9 protein-coding genes are annotated in these 12,344 nt (G+C 44.0%); 6 read left to right on the forward strand and 3 right to left on the reverse strand.

The annotated features are described in order from the left end of the window. Positions 1-48: 48 nt before the first annotated feature. Entirely contained in the window at positions 49-5,757 is a 5,709-nt protein-coding gene (locus tag EAX61_RS14490; protein WP_121918431.1) for an alpha-2-macroglobulin family protein, read from the reverse strand. A 236-nt stretch (positions 5,758-5,993) separates the two neighbouring features. On the opposite strand from EAX61_RS14490, the gene EAX61_RS14495 reads away from it, so the two are divergent. Next, positions 5,994-7,436, forward strand: a complete 1,443-nt coding sequence (locus tag EAX61_RS14495) for an SLC13 family permease (RefSeq protein ID WP_121918432.1) — start codon at positions 5,994-5,996, stop codon at positions 7,434-7,436. Positions 7,437-7,505: 69 nt separating this feature from the next. Here the strand turns inward: EAX61_RS14495 and EAX61_RS14500 are convergent, their stop codons facing one another. Both EAX61_RS14500 and EAX61_RS14505 read right to left on the reverse strand, forming a co-directional pair. Next, positions 7,506-8,018, reverse strand: coding sequence for a GTP cyclohydrolase II (locus EAX61_RS14500; RefSeq protein WP_121918433.1), 513 nt, complete (start codon positions 8,016-8,018; stop codon positions 7,506-7,508). Beyond that, positions 8,015-8,602, reverse strand: coding sequence for a methyltransferase domain-containing protein (locus EAX61_RS14505; RefSeq protein WP_121918434.1), 588 nt, complete (start codon positions 8,600-8,602; stop codon positions 8,015-8,017). The genes EAX61_RS14500 and EAX61_RS14505 overlap by 4 nt, the downstream gene beginning before the upstream one ends. Positions 8,603-8,649: 47 nt before the next feature. On the opposite strand from EAX61_RS14505, the gene EAX61_RS14510 reads away from it, so the two are divergent. The 5 genes from EAX61_RS14510 (at position 8,650) to EAX61_RS14530 (ending at position 12,280) form a co-directional block, all read left to right on the forward strand. Beyond that, positions 8,650-9,135 carry a regulatory protein RecX gene (locus tag EAX61_RS14510; RefSeq protein ID WP_121918435.1) on the forward strand — a complete coding sequence of 162 codons (486 nt, stop codon included), beginning with the start codon at positions 8,650-8,652 and terminating at the stop codon, positions 9,133-9,135. A gap of 73 nt (positions 9,136-9,208) precedes the next feature. Continuing rightward, a complete protein-coding gene (locus EAX61_RS14515; protein ID WP_121918436.1) occupies positions 9,209-9,751 on the forward strand; it encodes a DUF6646 family protein in 543 nt (180 codons plus the stop codon). A gap of 147 nt (positions 9,752-9,898) precedes the next feature. Continuing rightward, positions 9,899-10,552 carry a metal-dependent transcriptional regulator gene (locus tag EAX61_RS14520; RefSeq protein ID WP_121918437.1) on the forward strand — a complete coding sequence of 218 codons (654 nt, stop codon included), beginning with the start codon at positions 9,899-9,901 and terminating at the stop codon, positions 10,550-10,552. 25 nt (positions 10,553-10,577) lie between these two features. Continuing rightward, the gene (locus tag EAX61_RS14525; protein ID WP_121918450.1) at positions 10,578-11,363 is read left to right on the forward strand and encodes a transporter; all 786 of its coding nucleotides are present in this window, start codon (positions 10,578-10,580) and stop codon (positions 11,361-11,363) included. Continuing rightward, entirely contained in the window at positions 11,363-12,280 is a 918-nt protein-coding gene (locus EAX61_RS14530; protein ID WP_121918438.1) for a metal ABC transporter solute-binding protein, Zn/Mn family, read from the forward strand. Before EAX61_RS14525 ends, EAX61_RS14530 begins: the two co-directional genes overlap by 1 nt. Positions 12,281-12,344: the final 64 nt, after the last annotated feature.

Genomic DNA, 12,344 nt, shown 5'->3' on the forward strand with positions numbered 1-12,344 from the left:
ACGAGAGGAAGACACGGGGTGGCAAAGCTTCGCTTTGGCGGGGCGGGTTTACTTCTCAATCTCAACCCACTTCCCTTTATTCCTTGCATAATAATTATTGTCATACATCGCCTCGACCTGCGTTCCGGGTAAATAATATTTTCCCAGATAGCTGGCATTGAGTCGTACCGTAAAGACTTGTGTACTGGCTTTTTTCATATCAAAATAAAAGTTTACACGGTCGTCTCGTATGTCGGTATATCTTGCACTTCCTTCGGTGCCACCGTCTGCTTCGGTGAAGCGGGTGTTTACGATTTCCCAACCGCTGGGGAAGATTTGGGTGAGGGCGACGTTATCTACAAAGTCCTTGCTGTTGTTGCTTACCGTTATTCTGGCTTCAAACTCTTCTCCTTGACGCAATTTATTCACCGAAATTGCATTTCCAGCACCATCCACAAATGCTGTGGTCACGGTCAGGTTTTTACGTTCGGCGAGTTCTTGACCTAGAGGGAGTTTCCCGCTTTGTACAAGGCGAACGAAGACAAGATTTTCCTTTGCATTATTGAGCGTGATGGAATTACTGCCTTCTTGTGTTTCTAAATCTCTCAGCGCAATGGTCTGTGGTGTATTTATAGTAACTTCCTTACCGTTTTTTACATAGCTCAACTGCATTGCTTTGCCTCCGTTTTCAACCACCATCTTAGCCATTGCGAGCAATGCAAAACTGGTTTCTTGAGTGCTGTACCATCCTGAAGATGATAAGTCTTTGGCTATGGAAATGGCCAAATCCTTCTGCTTCGGGTCATTGAGCACGACCATCGTTTCCAGTGCCATCGCTCGATTTCTAAACACTGAACCATAGGTGTGGTAGTCATAATTATTCGGTCTAAAGTCTATGTTTGCCGTGCTTGAAAGTTCGCGCGCTACTTTCTCTTGACCGGCTAGTGCATAAGCTCCCGCAAGACGCCATTTGCTTTCATTACTCAGATCACTGTTTTCGCGTAAGCGGTTCATAGAAGCAAGGTCAGGTTGCCCAGCGAGCGCGAGTGTATAAAGTCTATATGCCTGGATGAGCGTTGAGTTATAACGATACTGTCCCGCCCGCCATTCTCGTGCCTGCTTTTTCTGGAAACGTAGCCAATTACTCATAAATGTAAGCGGTAGCGCATAGCCCTTTTTCTGGGCTTCTATCATAAAATGTCCGGCATATGTCGTCCCCCAAACATCTGCTCGCGACTCGCCCTGCCAGTAGCCCAGCCCGCCGTCTGCATTCTGGAACCTGCCCAGACGGGTGATACCATTTTTGATGTTTTCTTGTGCCTCGCGCTTTTGCTCATAGGTCAAATCAAAAATATCATCCATAAACAATTGCGGGAACACGCCAGAGGTCGTTTGCTCCACACACCCGTGAGGATAGCGGATGAGATATTGCAAACGCTTTGAAAAATCCATAGGCGGTAGGGTGCTGAATTCCAGCGCACTTCCATTAGTTCCTGTTACGCCAAAGGTGCTGTAATCCACCTTCAGACTACCATTTGCCTTGAGCTCGTAATCGGTTACTTTTTGGGTGATAGGGTTCGGGTTTTCTACGTCTATTTCGACCTCGTAGGTGGCACGTTCTCCGTGACCTTCGGCGATGATTTGCAGGGTTTGGATGCCCGTGGCACCTTGCATATCAAACTCAAAAGGAACAATTTTTTCTCCCACTTTCGTGAAATTGACCGTCTTCACGTTGCCGTCACTGGCTTTAAAAGCTTCGGAGGTTTTTACGGTGATTTTGGCTTGTTTGATGTTGTCTTCCATCGCAAAAATGGTGACAGGCAAGGTCACGTGTTCCCCTGGAGACAATTTTCGCGGAAGCGAACCTAATACCATTAACGGTTTGCGCACAGGAGTTGCTTTTTCGGCCGTTCCGTAGGCGCTTTTTGTATGGTCTCCCGCAACGACCATTGTCTTTACGGAGCCTACATAGTTGGGCATCTGGAGGGTGTGTGTTTGGGTTTCATTTTCGCTTAAAGCGAAAGGACCTAAAAACGTAACCACAGGCTTGAAACGCTCTGCTTTCCGATTTTTAGCGCCCGCGCCCGCGTCGCCTCCACCTATGGCATAAATGTTCTCGACACTACCAGAGTAGGCACCGATGACATAATCGTAGAGGTCAAAAGACTTGACGCCTAGGGCTTCCCGACTGTAAAAATGCTTGTGAATGGATGGCGTTTTAAAACGCGTGAGGTCCAGCAATCCTTCATCAACCACGGCGATGGTGTAGGTCATTGACTTGGCATTTTTTTCGCTCACCTTTACGGTGTATGATTCTTCAGGTTTCAGTACGTCAGGCATCACAATCTGCGGATTGAGCACCGTATTTGTGTCCTCTACCAGAATCGGTATGACGCCATACAATCTTATGGGTAAGTCATTTTTAGACTGCTCGTGTGGTTGTAGGAGGGAAATATTTACATATACATTAGGTGCCATTTTGCTGTCAATAGGAATGGTGACCGCGGTCTCTCCCTGTTGAGCATCTACCCAATAACTATTCAATACTTTTGTGCCGGTCTCGATACTCACCAGCGCCCGCCCCGCGGAACTTGACGGAAATTTGACCACCGCCTTATCGCCCACATTGTACTTCTCTTTATCTGCTGAGAAAACGAGCATTTTTGCACTTTCAGGGTCGCTCTGGAGTCCGCTCCAGTTGCGGTAGAAGTAAGCGATACGTCCGGTGGCGTGTCCACTTTCTGGGTCAATCACTCGAATGAGATATCGTCCACTTTCATTCTCTGGGATATTTACATTAAAGTTGGCTTTTCCATTAGTACCAGTGGTTACTGTAAAGTCGCTTACGGGCGTGTGCACGGTTCCCGTCTCGTAGCTGGAATAATTATCGCGGGAGCGGTTCCACCACCAGCGCCAGGACATTTTATATATTTTTACTTGAAGTTTTCTGTTGCCTTTTGCGTTTCCTCTGGCATCTGTGGTTACAAGGTCAAACTCGGTATTCTCATCAGTATAGTAACTTCCATAAGCACGACTTTTTGGGGAGCGCAGTCCTACAAAATGGTCAAAGGGCGCAACATCCTTACTCACCACATCTAGCGAAAAGTCTCCACCACCCTCATAAGCTTTAGTCACAAAGGTAGCCCTGAGCATTCCCGGAGCGCGCTTGCTCAAATCTAGTTTTTTGTTAATGATGGTAACGCCTTCATTATTCAGTTTTCCGTCAAGGATGTTGATTTCTACTTCATTAAAACTTCGGATAGGGTCATAAAAGTGATACCCCGAGAAGTTTGCAAACCCGCTTGACGAACTGCGTATGGTGGCATCTGTCTTAATCTTGAGATTGCGCGCAGGTGCGCCGTGAAGCCAGTTTACCGTTGCAGTACCTGTAAGATTACTGCTCGCATCGAGAATTTCATCTTCAAAGTCTAGGTTGACTTTGAGTCTATTGGGTTTTATGGTTTCTACTTTTAGGGATTTGTAGAAGGTGGCTCCTCCTACGGAAACTGTGGCGTTGTAGTTTCCAGTGGGGGAGGTTTGGGTTGTGGGGATTGGGAAGTGGTAGAAGTTGTTAATCCCTCCCCCAGCCCCTCCCGAGGGGAGGGGAGAACCACTCTTGCGTGTAATGGCATTTTTGGTTTGGGAGTTGCTTTGTCCAAGAGGTTGCTTCGCGTTGCTCGCAACTTGGCTTGTTTGCACTTTTCTGTACATCAATTTTCCTCGCGCGTCTGTGACTTCTAGTTTTACGGGGTGGTCTTTGGGGAGGGGGTTTTCTTTATCGTTTAGGACGAAGGTGTAGTAAATCGTGTCGCCAGGCCGGTGTACCCCACGTTCTGTGTAGGAGAAACCTTTTAGGCCTTTCTCTAGTTGATTACCTGAAATGTCGAATTTACTCATCGAGAGGCTATTTCCGTCCTCAAGTTTTAGATAAGCGTAGTTCTTATTTTTAACGGCTACGGCAAAAACAGGGAAGCCTTTTGGAGCAACTTTCGCAATTCCTGTCGCATCTGTAGTGATGGTTTCTATGGGTTGCTTTTGGTAATTGTAGAGTGTGATTTTTGTGTTTGCTTCGGGAGTAGTCGTTACGATATCTGCCACGGCAAAAACATAGCTGTTATCTTTTCCCTTCTTCACAATTACCCCTAGGTCTGAGCCCAGTAGGTTACTATTTATGAATTTATTTTCTTGATAATAGGCTGGATGGCAGGGGTTTTCTTCTTGCTTCCAATTGTATACTTGACGACGCCAATTATATATACGGTTATCCCAATATTGTTCCTCGCGTTGGTCCTCATCTGCGCTTTCGGCTTCTGTGTAGGAAGTGTTGTAATAATCCTCCTCATAATAGTCGTCGTAGTAATCTTCATCTACGTTTCCAGAAGTGTCCTCCGTACATTCATAAATGGCATATGCTGGCTTAAAACTTATCTCGATACGGTACAAAGCACCTGGGTCTGCCTTAAAAATACTGGAAAGGTCTATGCCGTGGGCTTTCCATCGACCGGTGTCAAGGTCGTTTTTACCCGCAATACTTATCGTCTTTTTAGCAATGCGACGGCCCACGCGCTTAAGATTGTAGGTGGACTGGTCGTTGAGTTGGCCGTTCTGAAGATATTCCAGCACATTGTTTTCATAAATCTTTATGATGCGCACATCTACGTGACTCAGGTTAATCGCCTCAAAATAGTAAGGCGTACTTGCGCTGTTAGGTAAAATCACTCCGTTTGTAATTGCCTTTACTGCTGGTTTTAATTGCTCAAAGGAAATCGTCTCTGCAAACTGATTTTTGAGTTTATAACTGTCGTTACTCTGAATACCTTGAAAAACTTCGACGAGGGAGTTGCCTACGATTCTATTTTCTGGATAGACATTTAGGACGTTTCCATTTACTTCAAAACGAAGGTTCCCCCCACGTTGTACGGTCACGAGTCCGGCAAAATTTTGCTTTTCCTTGAGCGGATCAGAAAAATTGATGGCGAGAGAGGCATTTGCTCCGCGGGTTTGGTCTATGCCCACAATAGAAAAGTTATTGCGACCAGGGATTTTTAAAGTGTTCTCTCCCTGAGTATCATCCGCACCTATAGCATCACCATTCCATTCAATCTTAATAGCTGTATCATCTTCGGCGCGCGGGATACTGTCTATTCGGAAGGGATGGAATCTTGAACGTGAAGTTGAATTTGAACTTGAAATCGAATTTGAAACTGAAGCTGTTTGGGCATTGGGCCATTTTATGGTAAGTGGTTTTCCATTTAGCGTTGCGTTTATGAGTTTTTTCGCTTTCGCGAAAGCGATATCATCACTCGCCTCAATCTGTCCTTCTACATAATTGTATTCCTTGCTGTAGGACTGCAATGCTTGAAGGTTCACCTTAAAATCGGGCGTTATGGTCTTAAAGGTAAACTGAAATTTTTCCATCCCTTTTTCCACATCATCGTATAGCTTATCAAGAAACACAGTGACCTCGTATTCCGTGTCTGCCTCCATAGGCTCAGAAGGCAAAAACTCCAGCAATCGCTGATTTCTCACCGTGAGTTTCCCGTCCAGACTGGGTTTTATCTTTATGATGTCGCTGGGAATTTCTTGGTCCAGTTCAAACTGTGTGAGAGCTTTTGCCAACTCAATTTTAATAGGGCTGGAAACCGATTTTCTCCCCGAAGTGGTGTAAGAAATGTAGTCTTTGAATTTAAATAGATTGTCCGTGGGTTGCGGATCTTTTTTACAAGAAACTAGAATTAGGAATGCAATGAGAACGGCGAGCAGATGGTTTGTACGCATAATGATGATGGTTTTGTTCCAAAATTATCCATAGAGCCCACGATAAAACAGGCTGAAAACAGTGAATTTTGGGTGTCAGGAATTTAGCTAAAATATAGCTCATTCTCAACGAATTAATAAAAAATGGGTCGAAATAGAATTTCGGGAGGTGTGATTGTGTTAATGTAACGGGAGTGTTAAAATGTATCGTATGGTGATTTTAACATTTAGGAGATTTTTAACGTATTTTAGTCCTTATGAAACAATTTACTCTTGTCAAAAAGCTAGGATTTATCCTCGGTCCGCTTTTGTGTGTTTTCATCTTGTTATTGCCTTTTGACCTTGTCACAGAAAAAATTGATACGGTTATCGCTGTAGCGCTGTGGATGATTGTGTGGTGGATCACGGAAGCGGTTTCTATTTCGGTGACGGCGCTTATTCCGCTGGCGATTTTTCCACTTTTAGGCATTGGAGATATTAAAAGTGTGGCGAGTAATTATGCAAATCCGATAGTGTATCTCTTTTTTGGCGGATTCGTAATCGCCCTAGCACTTGAGAAAGTACAATTGCACAGGCGCATCGCGCTTTCCATTCTCAAAATCACGGGCACCAAAGCAAACGGAATCATCTTAGGCTTTATGATTGCCACAGGACTGATGAGTATGTGGATTTCAAATACGGCAAGCACCGTGGTGATGCTTCCCATTGCCGTTTCGGTCATACAGTTGCTTATAGACGATGCAGATGGATTTACAAAAAACGACCGAAATTTTGCCTTGAGTATTATGCTGGGTATCGCTTTTGGTGCAAACATAGGTGGCGTAGCAACCCTCATAGGCACACCTCCCAACTCGGTAATGCTGGCCTTTCTTAACGAAACCTATAATGTGGATATAGGCTTTTTTCAGTGGATGAAAATGGGTGTGCCGTTTGCTATTGTGTTGATGGCGATAACCTATTTTATCATCACCCGCGTTTTCTTTCCAAACCGTTTGGGAATCATAGGAAAATCTGAAGGCATCATTCAGGGCGAGCTGGATAAACTAGGAGCCATTTCTAAAAGTGAAAAGATTGTTTTGACCATTTTCCTGATGACCGCCGTTGCTTGGATGTTGCGCTCGCAACTCAATCTATTACTGCCAGACATCGCACTTACAGATACGACCATTAGTGTGATTTCGGCTCTTTTAATGTTTACGGTTCCTACGGATTTTAAGAAGGGTGATTTTCCGCTCAATTGGGAAGATACTTCGCGATTGCCTTGGGGGATTTTAGTGCTTTTTGGTGGTGGGCTGGCGCTCGCCTCGGGACTTGCAGATTCTGGGTTTATCGATATGATCGGGAATTATATTTCGTCACAAGAAAACTGGAGTATCTGGGTCGTGACCGCAGTGCTTATTTTCTTAATGTTATTTATGACCGAACTGATGAGCAACGTGGCATTGGTCACGATTTTAGTCCCGCTCGTAGTGGGTATTGCCATAGGAATGGATGTCCCGATGCTCCAGATGGTCGTTCCCGTCACGCTAGCTTCGAGTTGCGCCTTTATGCTCCCTATGGCGACGCCTCCTAATGCCATCGTATTCGCTAGCGGTCACGTGCGCGTTGACCAAATGGCAAGAATAGGCGTGGTGCTAAACTTCATTGCTGTGGGATTACTTTTTGCGCTGGCGTATTGGGTAGTGCCTGTGTTGTTTTAATCGCGGGATGGTAACCGAGTATTTAATTTTACGAAGGAATATTTTTTTTGCTTTCCCGAAAGCAAAAATCTACAACTCCGTTGCCCGAATCCCAGTGACCCGAATCCCTAAATCTGTCAACGTTTTCGTCTTTTTCTCATTCCCCGTAATCATCACTATGGATTTTACGTTGAGGTGTTTTAAAATTTTTGCTCCTGCCGAAAAATCACGATTGTCTTTATGGAAGCCTACCTTTTCATAAGCTTCGGCTTGAGTAACTCCTTCTTTTTTGAGGGGCAAGGTGTTGAGTAGGGCGTAATGTCCGTTTCCTTTTCCTTCTTGCTCGAGCCAAATTACAATCCCGCGACCCTCGCGCTGGATGAGCTGTTGGGAAATTTCCATTTGCTCCCGACAATCACATTCTACGCTGTTAAAGTGATGTGCAAAAATGCAAGAGCTGTGCACACGGCACAGTACCTCCTCACCATCGCTCACGTCACCCATAACAAGCGCGTGTGACTCTTTAATTCCGTCGTAAAAGAGGATTTCTCTATAGGTTCCGTATTTGGTTTTTATGGTGCCTTCGGCGAGTTGTACAATCATTTTTTCTTGAGATTTATAAAGAGTTCGTTCCCCGCTCTCGGTGCTACCGAATTATAGGCAGTTTCCATTGTTTTGATATTAAAATAAGGGGAAAACCTTGCGCGATACTCTTCTATACTTCCGCCAAAGGGTGGTCCTTTCTCCGTAAGCGGGAAATTAAATAGAAGCCCAGCGAGCGTTCCATCGTCTTCAAATAATTCGTGCATTTTCTTTACATAATCATCGCGTAAACTCGGGTCGAGGGCACAAAAGAAGGTCTGCTCTAGGATGAGGTCAAAAGTATCCTCTAGTTCGAAAAAGTTGCATTGGATGAGTTGTCTTTTTGGTATTTCCGGCACTCGCTCCTTTAAATTTTCCAGAGCGAGCTCAGATAAGTCCACCACATACACGTTGTGAAAACCCTGCCCCCAAAGGTATTGCGCCTCGTAGCTGTAACCGCCTCCCGGGATAAGAATTTTGAGGTCTTTGTCTGTGAGTTGGTCGATATAGGCTTTGAGCGGTGGTGAGACCTCCTTTAAGTCCCAGCCCGTGCTTCCTTGTGCATAGCGGTCGTTCCAGTAAGTCGCATCCATCGATTCTTTCATTGCATTGTTTTTGTGCGCTTTAAAAATAAGCTAATTTTGACGGTTATATGCAACAGCCCAAACCCACGAAAACTTTTACAATCGAAGAAGCAAAGCGCTCCATAGAGCGGTATTGTGCTTATCAAGAACGCTGTCATCAGGAAGTGGGGCAGAAGTTGCGGGAAATGCGTATGATTCCCGTGGCGATAGATGAAATCATTGCGCATCTAATTGAACATAATTTCTTAAATGAAACCCGATTTGCACAAGCCTTTGCCCGCGGAAAGTTCAGACATAAGCAATGGGGAAGAGTGCGCATCACGCGCGAACTCAAAGCCAGAAAAATAAGTACTTACAATATTAAACTTGCGCTTAAGGAACTGGAAGATGATGCATATTTTGAGACATTTGATACGCTTTCGCGAAAGCGTTATGAACAACTCTCCACAGAAACCGATAAATACAAAAAGCGTAAGAAAATTGCTGACTATCTTCTGTACCGCGGTTGGGAATCGCACCTTGTTTATGATAGGGTAAAGGAGCTGGTGCCGTAGATACGAGTAATAACATAATATTCACACTACAATTAGCATTAAAAGTTATTTTTGTACATCTAAAACCAACATTATGAAATCAATTTTTACAGCAATATTATTTGTCGCAAGCTCGGTGGTATTTGGACAGGCTTACACGGGCAAGGACGATATTAAGTTTCAGGTAGGAGCTAACTTCCAAGAGAACGGAACGGGAATCGTCTCCACCTTTGACTATGGAGTGGGTGAAAATATCTCTATAGGAGTAAAGGGAATGTACCTGTTAGGGGTTGAGGAATTTAGCGATGTCGCCATCGCCGGAACCGAAACCACCTTTGCTGATGCTGAATTTGGCGACCGTTTTGACTTGCGTGTTCGTTTTAATGCAAATTTGGGTAATGTGATAAATATAGATGAGAACTTTGACCTTTACCCTGGACTAGATTTGGGACTTAAGAATTTTGGCGGGCATCTAGGAGCGCGATATTTCTTTTCTCCAGGATTTGGAATCTTTACAGAGCTTAATGTGCCTTTTGCACAATACACTCAAGACGAAGATTTTGACCTACGTGACCGCCCACGGAAGGAACTGAACAATCAATTTAATTTTTCTATTGGAGCTAGTTTCAATTTGTAAACGAGGAACATATTTTAATGGAATCCCATCCTTAGTGATGGGATTTTTTTTGTTTATGCTTTCGCGAAAGCGTAATTATATTGTTATTTTTAGCCTTCCCTAAAATAAGTTTTTTACAACCCCGTACTTTATAATTACCTTTGGCGTATGTATACATTAGCAGAGGAAAATTATCTTAAGGCTATCTTCCATTTACAACAAGAGGTAAAAGGTGAGGTGCCTACAAATGCTATAGCAGAAACGCTCAAGACAAAGGCATCCTCTGCTACAGATATGGTGCAGAAACTTGCAGACAAGAAATTGCTTCAGTACCGCAAATACAAAGGCACGCGTCTCTCTAAAGAAGGAGAGAAAGTAGCTGTAAAAGTCATTAGGAAGCATCGTCTTTGGGAGGTGTTTCTGGTGGAGAAACTCAACTTTCATTGGGATGAGGTGCACGATATTGCAGAGCAACTCGAGCATATTCAGAGCGACGAACTTGTAAACAGGCTGGATGCCTTTCTAGACCATCCCGATTATGATCCGCACGGCGACCCGATTCCTGATAAAAACGGAAACATAAAAAGCGCTGAGAAAAAGTTACTTTCCGAACTAAAAAAAGGAAACGAAGGTGTACTTGTGGGTGTGCGTGAGACTAGTGCAGATTTTCTACAGTTTCTGGACAAACGCAAGATATCCATAGGTACTAAAATCAAGGTACTGGGCAAAGAATTTTTTGACGGCTCTATGGTCATACAAGTACAGCGAGAGCAGTTCTTTATCTCAAAAAAAATTGCCGAAAATCTATACATTCAAATATAACAACCACTTTAAAAAACAGTTACTCTTGAAAAAAACAATCACGCTTTTAAGTTTACTTATAATCCCTTATGCAACGATTATCGCACAAGAATCCACAGTCCCTGCAATGGTCACAGACCGTCCGGATGCAACGGAGTCGCCATCTGTCGTGCCTGCAGGAAGTCTTCAAGTCGAGACGGGTGCTTTTACAACTACGTTTGAAAATAATAATGTCGAAGAACGCGTCTGGGGATACAATACCACCTTATTGCGCTACGGGATTCTGGATAATCTGGAGTTGCGTGTAGGCTGGAACTTTGAAGAAACCCAAGTTTCTATAAATGACAATCAGCTGGATGATGTCCTAAGCGGATTTTCACCTTTACTCTTCGGAGCCAAAATCGCTATCGCACAAGAAAAAGACTGGAAACCGCAAATAGCATTGTTAGGGCACCTGTATCTGCCTTTTACCGCTGGTGAAGATTACAAGCCAGAAAGTACGCAGGCAGATTTTCGATTTGCCTTCAGCCACACGCTTAGTGAGCGCTCTGGGATTGCCTACAACATCGGTGGACAATGGACGGGCGATGACCCCCGCATTGCTTACATCTATACCCTTTCTTACGGCTATGCCATAACCTCAAAATTAGGCGCCTATGCAGAGGTTTACGGCGACTTACCAGAAGACAACAGCGCAAACCATCTTTGGGACGTGGGTCTTACCTATGCCATAGCACCGCTCGTTCAGTTAGATGCTACGGTAGGTCGAAGCTTTACAGAAGGGCAGGATTTATTTTTAAGTGCGGGAGTTAGTTTTAGAATTGATAAATAATGAAAATGATAAAATACATTGCGGTAATTCTTTTTGCGCTAAGCGCACTAAGTTGTAAAACTGAAAAACAAGAAAATGGTAAACTAAATGTAGTGACCACCACCACGATGCTTACTGATTTGGTAAAGAATATAGGTGGCGAGCACATCAATTTACAAGGATTGATGGGCGCTGGCGTAGATCCGCATCTTTATAAAGCAAGTGCAGGCGACGTGACCAAACTCTCTACTGCAGATATCATTTTTTACAACGGTCTCCATCTAGAGGGTAAACTCGTTGAGGTTTTTGAAAAGATGAATGCAGACGTTGTCACTCAGGTTCCACTTGGGGAATCACTCGATAAGAATACACTCATCGGTTCGGATTATTTTGCTTCAAATTATGATCCGCACGTCTGGTTTAATATCCAGTATTTTAAGCAGTTTGCTGGAGAGGTATTGAGTACGCTTTCGCGAAAGGATCCAAAGCACGCAGAAAATTACAAGGCTAATGCCGAAGCTTACTTAAAAAAACTAGACACCCTAGAAGCCGAAATCAAAGCGACCATTGAAACCCTGCCAAAGGAAAAGCGCATCCTCGTCACGGCTCACGATGCTTTCAACTATTTCGGAAAAAGCTACGGATTTGAAGTAGTAGGCTTGCAAGGCTTGTCAACAGCTACTGAAGCGGGAGTACAAGATGTACAGCGCCTCTCACAATTTATTATAGACAAGAAAGTGAAATCCATATTCGTCGAAAGTTCCGTTCCTCGCCGAACGATAGAGGCCCTTCAGGCCGCTGTGCAATCTAAAGGAAATGAAGTGACCATAGGCGGTTCATTATATAGTGATGCCCTAGGAAATTCAGGAACCGAAGAGGGAACTTATATCGGGATGTTTAGATACAATGTAAGTACCATTGTGGAAGCGTTGAAATAAAAGTTTTTAACTGGGCTCATAATATTTTTAGGTTTCTCTCCCGTGTGTAGGAGGTGTGGTTTTA

Origin of the sequence: Dokdonia sinensis, from assembly GCF_003688895.1 — a bacterium.
GTDB classification, from domain to species: Bacteria; Bacteroidota; Bacteroidia; order Flavobacteriales; family Flavobacteriaceae; genus Dokdonia; species Dokdonia sinensis.